The sequence below is a fragment of the Halorubrum sp. SD41 genome (assembly GCF_058630335.1).
Window position 1 is genome coordinate 68,712 of the sequence record NZ_JBZVGZ010000004.1, and the last position, 14,107, is coordinate 82,818.

At 68.4% G+C, this 14,107-nt stretch carries 12 protein-coding genes; 5 read left to right on the plus strand and 7 right to left on the minus strand.

Annotation, left to right across the window (positions count from 1 at the left end; genetic code table 11):
* Positions 1-48 precede the first annotated feature (48 nt).
* Complete coding sequence (locus AC4NMM_RS02510; protein WP_096393273.1) at positions 49-1,011, plus strand: winged helix-turn-helix domain-containing protein; 963 nt, start codon at positions 49-51, stop codon at positions 1,009-1,011.
* A gap of 462 nt (positions 1,012-1,473) precedes the next feature.
* On the opposite strand, the gene sod is transcribed toward AC4NMM_RS02510, so the two are convergent.
* A complete protein-coding gene (gene sod, locus AC4NMM_RS02515) occupies positions 1,474-2,073 on the minus strand; it encodes a superoxide dismutase [Mn] (RefSeq protein WP_096393272.1) in 600 nt (199 codons plus the stop codon).
* Positions 2,074-2,275: 202 nt separating this feature from the next.
* Between sod and AC4NMM_RS02520 the strand changes: the two genes are divergently transcribed.
* Entirely contained in the window at positions 2,276-3,043 is a 768-nt protein-coding gene (locus AC4NMM_RS02520) for a pirin family protein (protein ID WP_096393271.1), read from the plus strand.
* 91 nt (positions 3,044-3,134) lie between these two features.
* The gene (locus AC4NMM_RS02525; protein WP_096393270.1) at positions 3,135-3,884 is read left to right on the plus strand and encodes a GNAT family N-acetyltransferase; all 750 of its coding nucleotides are present in this window, start codon (positions 3,135-3,137) and stop codon (positions 3,882-3,884) included.
* Positions 3,885-3,935: 51 nt separating this feature from the next.
* Here the strand turns inward: AC4NMM_RS02525 and AC4NMM_RS02530 are convergent, their stop codons facing one another.
* Both AC4NMM_RS02530 and AC4NMM_RS02535 read right to left on the minus strand, forming a co-directional pair.
* The gene (locus tag AC4NMM_RS02530; RefSeq protein ID WP_491923451.1) at positions 3,936-4,928 is read right to left on the minus strand and encodes an NAD-dependent epimerase/dehydratase family protein; all 993 of its coding nucleotides are present in this window, start codon (positions 4,926-4,928) and stop codon (positions 3,936-3,938) included.
* 73 nt (positions 4,929-5,001) lie between these two features.
* Complete coding sequence (locus AC4NMM_RS02535) at positions 5,002-5,145, minus strand: hypothetical protein (protein ID WP_172863918.1); 144 nt, start codon at positions 5,143-5,145, stop codon at positions 5,002-5,004.
* Between the two features lie 79 nt (positions 5,146-5,224).
* Here AC4NMM_RS02535 and AC4NMM_RS02540 point away from each other — a divergent pair, with 79 nt between their 5' ends.
* Positions 5,225-5,734: a zinc ribbon domain-containing protein gene (locus AC4NMM_RS02540; RefSeq protein ID WP_096393268.1), complete on the plus strand. Its 510-nt coding sequence runs from the start codon at positions 5,225-5,227 to the stop codon at positions 5,732-5,734.
* Between the two features lie 29 nt (positions 5,735-5,763).
* Here the strand turns inward: AC4NMM_RS02540 and AC4NMM_RS02545 are convergent, their stop codons facing one another.
* Entirely contained in the window at positions 5,764-8,262 is a 2,499-nt protein-coding gene (locus tag AC4NMM_RS02545) for a cbb3-type cytochrome c oxidase subunit I (RefSeq protein WP_096393267.1), read from the minus strand.
* Positions 8,259-9,050, minus strand: coding sequence for a cytochrome c oxidase subunit II (gene coxB / locus AC4NMM_RS02550; protein WP_096393266.1), 792 nt, complete (start codon positions 9,048-9,050; stop codon positions 8,259-8,261). Before coxB ends, AC4NMM_RS02545 begins: the two co-directional genes overlap by 4 nt.
* Positions 9,051-9,310: 260 nt before the next feature.
* Here coxB and AC4NMM_RS02555 point away from each other — a divergent pair, with 260 nt between their 5' ends.
* Positions 9,311-9,733, plus strand: coding sequence for a hypothetical protein (locus AC4NMM_RS02555; RefSeq protein ID WP_096393265.1), 423 nt, complete (start codon positions 9,311-9,313; stop codon positions 9,731-9,733).
* A 46-nt stretch (positions 9,734-9,779) separates the two neighbouring features.
* Here the strand turns inward: AC4NMM_RS02555 and AC4NMM_RS02560 are convergent, their stop codons facing one another.
* A complete protein-coding gene (locus AC4NMM_RS02560) occupies positions 9,780-12,278 on the minus strand; it encodes an efflux RND transporter permease subunit (RefSeq protein WP_096393264.1) in 2,499 nt (832 codons plus the stop codon).
* Positions 12,279-12,338: 60 nt separating this feature from the next.
* A complete protein-coding gene (locus tag AC4NMM_RS02565; RefSeq protein ID WP_096393263.1) occupies positions 12,339-14,048 on the minus strand; it encodes a COG1361 S-layer family protein in 1,710 nt (569 codons plus the stop codon).
* Positions 14,049-14,107: the final 59 nt, after the last annotated feature.

A 14,107-nucleotide genomic window follows, 5' to 3' on the forward strand; every position in this document is an offset into this window, starting at 1 on the left:
GACGACCGCTCCAACAGACTTTACCGCTTGGTAAACGACGGGGGACGTATGAGTCAGTTCGACCGGTCCGCCGGCGTCCCGGCCGACGGAGAGCGGACGGACCGCATCGACGGCGCCGACGCGTCGGCAGCGACCCCGCGGACCGAATCGCGGGTCCCGCCCGCCGAGGTGTTCTCGGTCCTCGGTAACGAGACGCGGGTCGAGGTCCTCCGCGCGCTGCTCGACCTCGGCGGCGACGAGTCGCCCGTGAGCTTCACCGACCTGTTCGAGCGGGTCGACGCGACGGACAGCGCGAACTTCAGCTACCACCTCGACCGGCTCACCGGCCACTTCATTCGCCGGGGCGACGACGGCTACGAGTTCCGCGCGCCCGGACGGAAGGTCGTGAGCGCCATCTTCACCGGCGCGCTGACCGAGCGCGCGCAGCTGGGCTTCTTCCCGGCCGAGGGGTCGTGTCACGCCTGCGGCGGGGACCTCCACGCCTGGTACGTCGACGACACGCTCTCCGTCGGCTGCGCCGACTGCGGCGCGATCCAGGTGAGCTACCCGTTCCCGGCGGGCGCGCTCGACGGCCGCTCGACCGACGACCTGCTGGACGCCTTCGGCCACTACGTCCGCCACCACTACTGCCTGGCCGCGGACGGCGTCTGCCCCGAGTGTACCGGGACGGTCGAGACCGACCTCGTGCGCACCCCCGAGGAGGAGGGTCAGGAAGTCGCCGTCGAGCACGCCTGCCGGCGCTGTAGCTACGACCTCCGATCCACCGTCGGTCTCCTGCTGCTCGACGACGCCGACGTGCTCCGATTCCACGCGGACCGCGGCGTCGACCCGAGCTCGGCGCCGTTCTGGACGTTCGACTGGTGCGTGAGCGACGCCGCGACGACGGTCGTCTCCGAGGAGCCGCTCCGCGTTCGCCTGACGATCTCCTGCGCGGGCGACGAGATGCGCGTGGGCGTCGACGAGACCGGAACGGTCGTCGAGACCGACGCACCCGAACTCGACGCGCGGTAACCGCCTGAATACAGACGGTCAGCGCTCGACGAACGCGAGTAGCGACGATTTTTAATAAAAGAAGGTGCGGGGGCGGGGGCTTCCGCGGCCGCCCGGGGCCCGCGCCGGGGAGGACCAAGTGCCCCCCGGGAACCCGGCCCTCCGCGCCGGCGACAGCACCGCGCGAGGGAGTCGGCCGGTCGGAGCGAAACGGAGACCGGCCGACGAGGCTGGGGAGGCGTGAGGTGCGGTCGCGGTGCTGTGCGGGTGGGGCTTTGGAGGCGTTCACCGCCGGTCACCAGTTTATCATTTATAAGCGAACAACCGTTTCGGACGGGAGAGTCTCCGGAGCCCCGACGTTCCATAGCCGAGAAGGGAGAGAAATCGCCGCCGAGACCGCCCACAGTATCGATCCGTCACCGGCGGCGGGCGCACGGAGCGCGGAAACGTCACGTCAGACCAATCGCGCGGTCGACTACCTAATTACTCGAACAGCTCGACGGCCTGCTCGTAACGGCTGGACGGCTCGTCCCAGTCGACGACTTCGAAGAAGTTGTCGACGAACTCGCCGCGGGCCGGGCCGTAGTCGTGGTAGTAGGAGTGCTCCCAGACGTCCAGCGCGAGGATCGGGTGGCCGCCCCAGATCGCGCCCTGGTCGTGCTTGTCGACCACGACGTTGCGGAGCTGGTTCGAGAACGTGTCGTACACCAGCAGCGCCCAGCCGCTGGCCGCGGAGGCTGCCGCCTCGAACTCGCCCTTCCAGGCCTCGTACGAGCCGAAGTCCTCCTCGATGCGGTCGGCCAGCGCACCCTCGGGCTCGTCGCCGCCCGCCGGCGACATGTTCTGCCAGAACAGGTCGTGGAGGATGTGGCCCGAGGAGTTGTGGGTCACGTTGCGGATGGCCCCGCCGGACGAAGAGAAGTCGCCCGCCTCGCGGTTCTCTTCGAGCGTCTCTTCGGCGGCGTTCCAGCCGTTGACGTACCCCTGATGATGGGTGTCGTGATGCCATTCGAGCACCTGCTCGGAGATGTGCGGCTCAAGCGCGTCGTAGTCGTACGGCAGCGGATCGAGTTCGTAGCTCATTGTTGCGTTCCCACCTACTCGCGGCAGAGGTAAGAAGCTTCTCTGTAGCGTATTCAAGTAAAATATCAGTACGTTCTATACACCACTAAATATAGCTTTCAAGCCTTTCAAAAACGAATATAGAGAAATTAGCTAAGAGAGCTGTCTATTTCTCGGTTCCGTAATCGTGATGCTTATCGTCTGTAATCGACACCCTTCGAACGTGACTGAAAACGAGTCGAGCGCGACCCGACCGGCGCCCCTGTCGGGCCAAATCGTCCGCCACGGCACCGGGGTGAACTCGAACCGGGCCTTCCCGACCGAGGAACATCCGCAGCACCTCGATCCGTTCGTCCTCTTCGAGCGGTTCTACATCGAGCCGGACCAGGGGTTCCCGATGCACCCGCACCGCGGGTTCGAGATCGTCTCCTACATGATCGAGGGCGGCATGGACCACGAGGACAGCCTCGGGGTGACGAACACCGCCCGCGAGAACGAGGCGATGCACATCACGACCGGCGGCGGGATCCGGCACTCGGAGTTCCCCGCCGACGGCGCCGGCTGTAACGGGCTCCAGCTCTGGGTGAACCTGCCTCGCGAGGACAAAGAGATGGATCCCGACTACTCGGACGCCGCGGTCGACGAACTCCCGACCGAGGAGTTCGGCGGCGCGACGGTCACCGCGGTCGTCGGCGACGGGTCGCCGCTGTCGACGCACACGCCGCTGGAGTACCTCGACGCCGAGGTCACCGACTCGTGGCGGTGGGAGGTCCCGGACGAGTGGGCCGGCTTCCTCTACGTCGTCGACGGCGCGGGGACGGTGAACGTCGATGGGGCCGGCTCCGCGGACGCGATCGCCGAGGGCGAGGTCCTCCCGGTGACGGACGCCGAGGCGGTCGACGTCGCCGCCGACGAGTCGCTCCGCGCGGTTGCGGTCTCGGGTCGCCCGCACGGGGAACCGATCCGCCAGCAGGGCCCGTTCGTCCTCTGAGGGCCGCCGGCCCGCGACGAGGGGACGACGCCGGCCACGCGCGACGGAAGATCCGACCGAGTTTTTTGTAGCCGGAGCGGTATCTGCCCGCATGGACCTACGCGAAGCAACCGCCGAAGACGTCGACGCGGTCCGGTCGGTCGCCCGGGAGTCGCTCGTGGCGTCGTACGGACACGCGGTCGACGAGGAGCTGTTGGACGAGGCCGTCGAGGAGTGGTACGACGCCGGCGACCTCGGCGACGACGTCGAGGACGACGACGCGGTGTTCCCGGTCGCCGTCGTGGACGGGGTCGTCGTCGGGTTCGCGGAGAGCTACGTCGTCGGGCGCCGCGAGCGCGTCGGCGAGATCGACTGGCTCCACGTCCATCCGGACCACAGGGGGTCGGGAATCGGCTCCGCGCTCCTCGAACGGGTCGAGTCCGCGCTCCGCTCGGCCGACGTCGACCGCATCGAGGCGCGCGTGCTCGCCGACAACGAGGCGGGCACGGAGTTCTACGAGCGCGAGGGGTACGAACTCACCGGCGAGCGCGACGTCGACATCGGCGGCCAGACGTTCACGGAACGGGAGTTCCGGAAACAGGTCGGCCGGCTCAGGGGTATCTCCGAGGCGACCTACCAGACCGAAGACGGAAGGACGGTTCACGTCGCGTTCGACGAGAGCGACCGCGGCTCGCAGGCCCCGTTCTACGTCGCCTACGTCGACCCGGACCACGAGCGTCGGTACGGCTACCTCTGCGGCAACTGCGAGGGGACGGATATCGCGATCGACACGATGGACCGGATGGAGTGCCGCGACTGCGGGAACCGCCGGAAGCCGGCGCGCTGGGACGCGGCATACTGACCGCGAATTACCCACTGACCGCGAATTGCCCCGCGGAGCGGTGCGGGCCCCTCAGAGCGTCTCCTTCACGCCGATGACGCGCTCCTCGGCCTCGCGGCCGGGATCCCACTCGCTCCCGTCGCGGTCCGACTCGCGGTGTTCCTCGACGGTCCGCGCCATCGCCTCGTCGACCGGCGTCGACTCCCAGCCGAGGTCGCCGAGCGCGCAGGTGTCGAGCAGGTGGGGGTACTCGCGGTAGAGCGTGAAATCCTCCGGATCGAGGTCGCCGGCCGCCAGCGCGTCGTCGCTCGCCGTGACGACTTCGCACTCGGCGCCCGCGACGTCGGCGATCGTCTCCAGCGTCTCCCGCAGCGTGAGCGCGTGCCAGTCGCCGACGTTGTACGCCGCGCCCGGCTCGCCGCGCTCGGCGACGATCCGCAGCGCGCTCGCGACGTCCTCGACGTACGCCCGGTGCCAGAGGTTCTGCCCGTCGCCAGGGACGACCACGCGGTCGTGGGTGAGCACGCGGTCGATCCAGTAGTCGAGCCGCTCCGTGTAGTCGTGTGGGCCGTAGACGATACACGGGCGGACCGCCATCGCGGAAACCCCCTCCTCGGCGGCCGCGAACACCGCGCGGTCGCCCTCGGCCTTCCGGTTGCCGTACGTCTCGTGCGAGTCGTCGGTCGCCTGCGCGTCCGTACACGGCTCCAGCGGCGTCTCCCCCTCTCGTTTGGGGATCTCCTCGGCGGCGTAGCTGGACCCCGAGGAGATGTACACGTAGCCGTCGACGTCGGCGAAGACCTCCGTCGCAGTCTCCACGTCTGCTGGGTGATAGGCGACGCAGTCGATCACGACGTCGGGCTCGACCGAGAGCTTCGCGGCGCGTAACGCGGTCTCGTCTTTCCGGTCGCCCTCGACGTGGGTCACCCGGTCGTCGTCCGCGAAGGGGTTCTCGTGGTTCCCCCGGTTGAATATCGCGACCTCGTAGTCGTGCGCCAGCAGTTCCTCGACGGTGTGGCGGCCGATGAATCGCGTGCCGCCGACGACGAGCGCCGTGTCTGTCATACGCGGGATCGGACGAGCGAGGTAAAAAGCGTGGCCGAACCGGAACGCGACGGGCCGGCTCAGTCGTCGCCGCTCAGGCGTCGTCGCCGCGAGGACCGTCGCCGCGCCACCGGCGGTACAGGAGGTACGCAATGCCGAGGCCGATGCCCCAGGTGCCGACCCCGAACACCGCGAACGCGGCCCCGTAGAGGAACTCACCGAGCGGAACGCCGAACATACCCGAGTTCGGCGCGTCCGGCACATAAACGCTCCGAGAGATGGGTAGCTTATCGGGGCGGGAACTCCTACTGCCGTCCATGGCAGAACGCACTCGCCGGCGGCCCTGGCTCGCCGCCCTGCTCGCGCTCGTCGTCTCCGGACTCGGTCACGCCTACCTCCGCCGATGGGCCCGGGCGCTCGGCTGGTACGTGGCGGTCACCGCGGCGGTGTTCGTGTTCGTTCCCGAGTCGGCGATATCGGGCGTGTTCGCCGGAGACCCCCCGACGGTCCGAGAGGTCGCCCCCGCCGCAGCGGTCGTCGGCGCCAGCGTTATCGACGCGTACGTCGTGGCGCTCCGGAACAACCGGGCGTACGAGCGAGAGCGGGAGGCTGCCCTCGCGACCGGCCGCACGGAGTCGACCGACCACGGGACGGCGGAGGAACCGAACGCGCCGTCCGCGGGGACGGCAGAGGAACCGAACGCACCCTCAACGAGGACGACGGACGACGGCGGGACCGTGCGCTGTCCGGAGTGCGGGAAGGAGACCGATCCGACGTTCGACTTCTGTCAGTGGTGCGCCGAACCGGTGGGTGAGGACGACGCGTAAGAGAACAAAAAACCGAACCGCGAACCGCCTCAGAAGAGGTAGAACAGCGGGAAGATGAACACCCAGACGATGTCCACGAAGTGCCAGTAGAGGCCGAAGTACTCGATCGGCCGCTCGTCGTCGAGGTAGTGCCCCTGGTACGCCCTGACGAACAGGAAGATGGCGATCACTAAGCCGAGCAGCACGTGGATCCCGTGGAGCCCGGTCGTGACGTAGTAGATCGACGCCTGGATCGGGTCACCGTGGGCGTTCGCGGAGATGGTCACGCCCCGGTCGAAGATCTCGTGGTTCCACTCCCACAGCTTGATCGCCATGAACGTGAACCCGAGCAGGATGGTCGCACCGAGCGTCGCCAAGAGCCCCTGCCGGCTCTCGCGGCGAGCCGCGACCAGCGCGAGGATGACGGTGAACGAGGACGTGATCAGCACGAAGGTGTTGATGAGCCCCGGCAGCGACTCCGTCAGCGGCGACCAGGTCATCCAGCCCGCGTTGTAGCGGACGAAGATGGCCGCCGAGAGGAACGCGCCGAAGACGATCACGTCGGAGGCCAGGAAGAACCACATCCCCAGCTTCACCTTCTCGACGCCGTTGAACGGCCAGCGCTCGGCGAACTCCGAGGGCGGCGCGTAGAAGTCCTCAAGCCCCCACTTCACGCCGGTGTAGAGGAGCCCGACGAGGCCGGCCACGATAGCGGTCGGGTACAAGGCGTTAGAGATGACGACGTCGCTCTGCATGGCCGTCTCGCCCAGCTCGACGGTGACTGCCTCCGCGAAGCCGGAGAAGCCGAACAGCGTGACGCCGAGCGCCACGGCGAGCGCGAACGGCCAGATGCTGGCGTGGCTCGGGTGTTTGTCCCAGTACGGGTACTCGGAGATGTGCGCCGAGTGGCTGTCGCCGCCGTCGGTAGCGACATCGCCGTTGTCGTCCGTCTTCATCGCGGGCCCGCCGTCCGGCACGTAGTCTTTCACGAACTCCAGCTTCCCGGAGGCGTACGACGGTCGGTTGGGCCAGTTCTCAAGCGGCGGGGGCGAGGAGACCGCCCACTCCGCGGTCCGCGAGTAGTCCCACGGGTTGTCGCCGGCGGGCTCGCCGGAGACGAAGGACTTCGCGAAGTTGTAGAACATGATGAAGAAAGAGAACCCGAGCACGAAGGCGCCGATCGTCCCGAACTGGTGGTAGATCTGGAACTCGGGGTTGTACTCGAACACCCGGCGGGGGGTCTCCCAGCCGAGGAACATCGAGAAGTAGACGGCGTTGAAGCCGATGAAGAAGATCGCGAAGTGGAGCTTCCCGAGGAACTCGTCGTACATCTTCCCCGTGATCTTCGGGAACCAGTAGTAGGCCCCGCCGAACAGCGCCGTCGCGCCGCCGAACATCACGTAGTGGAAGTGCGCGACCACCCAGTAGGTGCCGCGGAACTCGTAGTCGAGCACGATGGCGCCGAGGAAGACGCCTGTGATCCCGCCGAGGATGAACAACAGCAGGGCGCCGAACGCGAACAGGAACGGGGTCGTGAACTGTATCCGCCCCTTGATCAGCGTGTAGATCAGCGCGAAGACGACCAGGTCGAAGGGGAGCGAGATGCCGATGGTCGTCGCCATCATCAGCGTCTTGATCTCCAGGTTGATCGTCGTCAGGAACATGTGGTGCATCCACACGAGGAACGACTGGACGGAGATCAGACAGATGGAGATGATCACCCACTTCCGCCCGACGAGGCGGCGACCGGAGAACGTCTGGAACAGCTCCAGCATGACGCCGAGCGCCGGGAAGAAGACGATGTACACCTCGGGGTGACCGAAGAACCAGAACAGGTGGCCCCACAGGAGGGAGCCGCCTTCGGTCGCCGAGAAGTAGACGCTGCCGAGGACGCGGTCCGCGGCGAGGATGAGCCCGACCGCGAGCAGCGCGGCGAACGCGAACAGCATCATCCACACGGTCGCGAGCATCGACCAGGTGAACATCGGCATGTCCATGATCCCCATCCCCTCGGCGCGGGAGTGGTGGATGGACGTGAGGAAGTTCACCGTCGACGCCGTGGTCCCGGTGACGAACATCGCGAGCGCGAGTACTGCGCCGGTCGAACCGATACTCGGCGTGTACATCGGCACGTTGAGCGGGGCGTAAATCGTCCACCCCGCCGACAGCGTGCCGCCCTGGAAGAAGCTGATCGCGAGGAGGAGGCCCGAGCCCAGGTACAGCCAGTACGACAGGGCGTTCAGCCGCGGGAACGCGAGGTCGTCCGCGCCGATCTGAAGCGGCACGAAGTAGTTCGCGAAGCCGAACGCGAACGGCGAGAGGAACCAGAACACCATTATCAGCCCGTGGGCGGTGACGGCCTCGTTGTACGCCAGCCCGGAGAGTATCTGGCTCGTCGGGTCCCACAGCTGGAGGCGGATGAGCAGCGCCATCACGCCGCCGAACAGCAGGAAGAACAGCGCGGTGATCGTGTAGAGGATTCCGATGTCCTTGTGGTTGGTCGTCACGAACCAGCGCTTGACGGAGGTCGTCGGCGGGAGTCCGCTCATGCGCTCACCCCGCCGGGCGCGGCGAACCCGGCTCCCGGCGCCTCGATGCTGGCGCTGGACGTGCCGTTGCTCGCGGAGCTGTTACCGGTACCCGCGTACCACTCTTCCCACTCGTCTTGCGGGATGACCGTGATCTGTCCCTTCATCGCGGAGTGACCCGCACCGCACAGCTCGAAGCACTGGACGCGGTAGGTCGCCTCCCCGCCTTGTGCCTCGACGTCCTCGGAGCTCACAGCGAACCACACCTGACTGTAGTCTCCGGGGATGGCGTCGGACTTTATCCGTAAGTCCGATGAGCCGAAGTTGTGCCAGACGTCTCTCGACGTGATGTTGAGGTCGATCCGCTGATCGGCCGGCACGATCAGTTCACCCCGTTCGGTGTGCCCGTTCGGGTACTCGTAGGCCCAGCCGTACTGGTACCCCTCGACCATGATCTCGATGTCTCCCTCGTCGCCGGTGTCCGGTCCCTGCTCGACGTAGAGGAGCAGCCCGTACGCGTACACGACGAGGCTGATGACGACGATCGCGCTCAACCCGAACGAGAGGAAGAGCTTCTTCGCTTTCGGACCGCCCTGTCCCGTCGGGAGCTCGCCGACGACCGGTGCGTCGAACTCCTCGTCCGATCGGTTTCCGTCGTCGCGGTACTTGTACACGTTCCACAGCGTGTACGACACGACGATGGTGCCGACGAGGGTGCCGAGCGCGAGGAAGACGAAGAAGATCTCGTCGAAGACCTCCGCCTGTGCGCGCCAGTCGCCCCCTTGTTGTAGGATAACTGGATCTATCATGTTCGTCTGTCTGCTCTTGTACCACCCTTAGCGATGGTACACTTATCTCTTGTGTAGCGGGGCGGGCGATCGGGGGGCCGAAGCGCGGATCTTCCGCTCCGGACGCGACGACGCCGACCGGTCGATCGACGCGTCGAGCGCAGGACCGTCGAGCGTGGCGAAGCCCGCGCGTCGAAGCGTCGAAGGGTATTTGTACGCGCGAACGGAGCCCCTAACAACGGACATCCATGACATCACTGACCCTCTTGAGTACGGGGCTGATGGGCCTCCTCGTCGTCGCCACGTTCGTCGCCGTCGCCGAAATCGGAGCGAAGCGAGTCGCTCCCGGCCGCGACGAGGCGGGCGGACGCTACGAAGCGATCGTCGGGACGCTCGGCGACGTCGCCCGGACGCCGGTCGTGTGGGCGGTCTCGTTCGTCGGCATCACCGTCCTCGTCGGCGGGAGCATCCTCCTCGGCGTCGGGAGCTTCGGGATCCCCGAGGGGCTCGCCGGGACGCTGGTGAGCGTCGCGTACCTGACCGTCGGACTGCTCCTCGTCGGCTTCGTCTTCCTCGGCGCCTACTTCGCGACGCGGAGCCGCGGACTCGGAAACGCACACGGCGTCGCCGCCGGGTCCCTCGCGACCGGCGCCGCGGGCCTCGTCCTCATCACCGTCCAGCTGATCTTCGGCGTCGTCGGCTGACCCGCTCGGTTTCCGCTTTGCCGTCCGGTCGAATGTCGCTCGCCGGTCAGCGCCCGCGCTCGGCGCCGGACCCGCGGAGCCCGTCGTCGAGACCGAGACCGACCAGCCCGCCGTACCGGTCCCACACGACGACGAGCGACGGGACGAGCAGGATCGAACAGAGGTACGCGTAGAACACGCCCAGCGCGAGCAGGACGCCGAAGTCGCGGAGCAGGGGAATGACGGCGAGCCACAGGACGCCGAGCCCGGAGACCGTGGTGAGCATGCTGCCGGTGAGCGCGCCGCCCGTCCCGGCGATGGTGACGTCGAGCGCCTCGTCGATCGGGAGTCCCCGCTTGTACTCGTCGACGAACCGGTGGACGAAGTGGACGGTGTAGTCGACCCCGAGCCCGATCGAAACGGAGAGGATCGGCGCGTTGATCGGCGTCAGCGGAATGGCGAAGAGCCGCATCGACCCGACGAGCAGCCCGACCGTGACGAGGACGGGGACGAGGTTGAGGAGCCCGTACACCGCCTTCCCTTCGAGGTACGCGTACGACAGCGCCAGGAACAGCGCCGTGAGCCCGAAGGCGGCGAAGAGGCTGCGGATCGCCGACTCGGTCAGTAAGTCGATCACCGCCTCGTTGACGACGAGGGAGCCGGTCGGCACGGCCTCAAGGGGGGTCCGCTCGGCGAGCTCGCGCACGTCCGCGACCGCCTCGGAGTTGTCGACGCCCGGGCGGATCGTGTAGTCGATCCGCGCGCTGCCGCGGTCGGCGGCCACGTAGCCGCGCGCGCGACCCTCCGCGGAGGAGTCGAGGAGCGCGTCGTACACCTCGTCGACGTTCCGGTCGGGCACGCCGTTGCCGAGGCGGTCGTTGCGCTCGACGAGCGCCGCGAACTCGGGGTCCCGCTCCGCCCGGTCCTCGATCACGGTGACGACGCTCGTCGCCTGCGCGCGCCGCTCGTCGGTCGTCGCGAAGGTGTCGGGGGGGTTGCGCGTGGTCCGGTCGATCAGCTCCAGCGAGGTGTCGTCTCTGACGGACTGGTCGATGTACAGCGTCACCGACCCCACGAAGTCCTGTTCGAACTCCTCCTCGAAGAGGGTCAACACGTCGAGGAACGTGTACTCCGTCGGCGCGAACGGCTCCGGGAGGTCCGCGTACGTCTCCAACCGCTCTTGGTCGGGGAAGAACGCCTCCTCGGAGAACTCCGTGTTCACGCCGGTCCCGTAGGCGCCGCCGACCGCCCCGCCGACGAGGAGGAGGGCGACGACCGCGACGGGGGCGATCCGCGAGAGGTCGACGCCGACGTGGAGGACGCGCGCGAGCCGGGACCCGCCGGCGCCGAGCGCGCTCGTGCCGAACGTCGGGATCGGGAGCCGCTCGCGCCACCGGTCGGAGAGCACCTTCGCGGCCGGGAGGAAGACCCCGAAGATGATCAGCGTGAACGTGATCCCGGCGGCCGCGACGATCCCGAAGTCGCGGTTGGGGTCGAACGGGCTCACGACGTTTGAGACGAGCCCGAACACCGTGGTGATCGTCACCAGCAGGAAGGCGATAAGCAGCTGGTCCGTCGTCGTCCGCATCGACGCCTCGATCCCGGTCCCGGTCGACCGCTCCTCGCGGTAGCGGTTGACGATGTGGATCCCGAAGTCGATCCCGACCGCGAGCAACAGCGGGAAGACGGTCACCAGCGAGTCGGAGAACGGAATCCCGGCGTACCCCATGAAGCCGAAGGTCCACAGGAGCGACAGGAGCAGCGCGGCGATCCCGATCGCCATGTCGAACGGGTCGCGGTACGAGAAGATCAGGAAGCCGACGATCAGGATTAGCGCCGCCGGGAACACGATGATCGCGGTGTCCGTCAGCAGCGCGGTGATCTCCGACTGGAGGACGCCGTCGCCGAAGAGGATCGCGTTCTCGCCGGCCTCGTTGCCGGGGACGGAGTCGACGACGTCGACGCTTCGGGTCTGAAGCTCGGTCACCCGCGCCGTCGTCGCCGATTCGGGCAGGTCGTAGGTGATCCCCACGATCGCGGTGTCGGCCGCCTGCGCGGTGGGGTTGTAGTCGACCGACACCTGCGCCGCGATCGCGCCGGTCGCGTCGGCGTCGGCGATCGCGGTCCGCAGTTCCGCGGGCGTCGCCTCGGCCACCGCGTCGCGGCGCTCGGCCGCGCTCGCCGCGTCCGGCTCCAACTGCCGCGCGATCGCGTCCGCGTGGCTCGACGTGGACGCGACCCGGAGCGTCGACCGCGACTCCAGCCTGTGTTGGGTCTCCAGGGTCCGGACCAAGGCGTCGCGGGAGAGGACGTTGTCGTCGGAGACGATCACCTGCGCCGATGTCGCGGAGCCGCCGATGGACGTCTCGAACTCCTCGTCGATCTCGTCGAGCGCCCGCTGAGCGGGGATGTCCTGCGTGAACTGGTCCGCCCCCGCGCTCGTCTCGATGCCGGTCAGCCCGCCGGCGAAGCCGGCCGTGACGAGGAGAAACACGGCGATCACCGCCAGCGGCCGCTCGGTGACGACGCGGTCGATCCGCTCGATCACCCGGTCGGCCGCGGTCACCGGCGCCCCCCTGTCCGGCGCGTCCTGTCTCGGGGTCCTGTGACGTGTCTCCTCATCCGATCACCGCCGTCGGTACCAGACGGCGCCGCCGACCGCGGCGACGACGAGGAGGACGCCGACGGCGATCAGGCCCGCGGGCGTCCCGCCGTCGTCGGCGGCGGCGGTCACGGTGACCGGGACCTGCGCGACGTCCGAGATGCGGTCGTTGCCCCGTTCGTCGTCGTACCGGAAGTCGAGTTCTATCGGGTGTTCCTCCACGCTCGCGCTCCCCGCGGCCGACACCTCGAACCAGATCCTCGCGGACTCGCCCGGTTCGAGCTCGTCGACGAACGCCTCGTCGTTGACCGCCGTCAGCGGGCTGTCGGCGTAGAGGCCGGCGTTGATCGACGAGAGGGTCTCCGGGCGCTGGTTCGTGATCGTGGCGTTGATCCGCCGGGTCTCGCCGGCCGGAATCGTGGCGTTGTCGACCGCGAGGTCAAACTCGGGCTGGCGGGGCGCCACCTCGACGCGGCGGGTCTCCTCGGCCGCGAGCGTCGCGTCGCCGCTCTCGTACTCGGTCGTGAACCGGAACTGTCGCGGGCCGGGGTCGGCGCTCCCGCTCACGTCGACGTCGAAGGTGAAGTTCGCAGACTCGCCGGCCGGGATCGTCGGAAGCGCGTACCGGCTCTCGCCGAGGCTCACGCGGTTGCTCCCGGAGTCGGCGACGAGGACCGCGTTCTCGACGTCGAGCGGTCCCTCGTTCGTGATCGTGCCGGAGACCGTCCCCGAGTACCCGACCTCGAGCGTCCCGGAGACGTCGTCCAGCGAGAACGCCTGCTCGCGGAGCGGGACGACGCCGGCGCGCGCGGGCGCCGCGGCCTCGTCGATCCCGTTCGGATTCCGGTAGTCGACGGTCGAGGAGAGCGCGTACGCGCCGCCGCCGAACGCCTCGCTGACCGACGAGTCGAACGTCACCGTCCGGTTCTCGCCGGGCGCCCAGTCGCCGACGAAGGACTGGCCGCCGCCCTCGCCGGCCCCGAGCCGGACGCCCGGGCTGGTCGTCGTTCCGGAGACGACGGCGTCGCGCGCGGTCTCGTCGCCGACGTTCGCCATCGTGACCGTCACGTCGCCGCTCCCGCCGACCTGCGCGTCGGTGTCGGTCTCCAACACCGCGAACCGCGCGCCGTCGTCGACCACGATGGTCAGGTCGAAGTCGTCGATGCCGCGCCGGTCCTTGTGGTCGTTGAACTCGGGGATTATCTCGAAGGTGTACCGGTAGCGGGCGGTCGCCTCCACCTCGTACCTGCCGTCGGGCACGTCGTCGGGCACGGTCACGTCTAGCTCGACGGGGACCGGGCTCGCGGCGGTCGAAACGTCGCCGACCGGGATCTCGCCGTCCTCGACGTCGATCGGCACGTCACTGTCGTCGATCTCGAGGGTGAGCCCGCGAGCGGTCGTGACCCGTGAGTCGAGCTGGTTGCCGATCTCCATCTCGCCGGTGTTGACGATGTCGACCGTCACGGTCGACTCCGCGCCGCTGGGCACCGACCCCCGGGAGAGGAACAGCTCCAACACGGGCGACCCGCGGACCTGTCGGGGAGTGGGATCGCTCGTCTGCGCGACGGAGCCCTCCGCGTTCGGGCCGTCGATCCCGGAGAGCGCCGCGGCGTCGCCGCCGCCCGCCGTCCCCGCGCTCGGGGCCGCGGCGCCCGCGAGCGAGACGCCGACGAGTAACGCGCTCACCGCGACGGCGGCGAGCGCGGCGGTCGCGAGCCGCGTCGACCGACTCATCGATTCCCTCCGCCGGACCGGTGGGAGGGTCTGGTCGCGCGCGGCGATCGGTCGTACCG

Excerpts from the sequence above, each read along its gene's own strand:
- AC4NMM_RS02510 (WP_096393273.1), top strand. The coding sequence starts at position 49 with ATGAGTCAGTTCGACCGGTCCGCCGGCGTCCCGGCCGACGGAGAGCGG.
- sod (WP_096393272.1), bottom strand. The coding sequence starts at position 2,073 with ATGAGCTACGAACTCGATCCGCTGCCGTACGACTACGACGCGCTTGAG.
- AC4NMM_RS02525 (WP_096393270.1), top strand. The coding sequence starts at position 3,135 with ATGGACCTACGCGAAGCAACCGCCGAAGACGTCGACGCGGTCCGGTCG.
- AC4NMM_RS02530 (WP_491923451.1), bottom strand. The coding sequence starts at position 4,928 with ATGACAGACACGGCGCTCGTCGTCGGCGGCACGCGATTCATCGGCCGC.
- AC4NMM_RS02535 (WP_172863918.1), bottom strand. The coding sequence starts at position 5,145 with ATGTTCGGCGTTCCGCTCGGTGAGTTCCTCTACGGGGCCGCGTTCGCG.
- AC4NMM_RS02540 (WP_096393268.1), top strand. The coding sequence starts at position 5,225 with ATGGCAGAACGCACTCGCCGGCGGCCCTGGCTCGCCGCCCTGCTCGCG.
- AC4NMM_RS02545 (WP_096393267.1), bottom strand. The coding sequence starts at position 8,262 with ATGAGCGGACTCCCGCCGACGACCTCCGTCAAGCGCTGGTTCGTGACG.
- coxB (WP_096393266.1), bottom strand. The coding sequence starts at position 9,050 with ATGATAGATCCAGTTATCCTACAACAAGGGGGCGACTGGCGCGCACAG.
- AC4NMM_RS02555 (WP_096393265.1), top strand. The coding sequence starts at position 9,311 with ATGGGCCTCCTCGTCGTCGCCACGTTCGTCGCCGTCGCCGAAATCGGA.
- AC4NMM_RS02565 (WP_096393263.1), bottom strand. The coding sequence starts at position 14,048 with ATGAGTCGGTCGACGCGGCTCGCGACCGCCGCGCTCGCCGCCGTCGCG.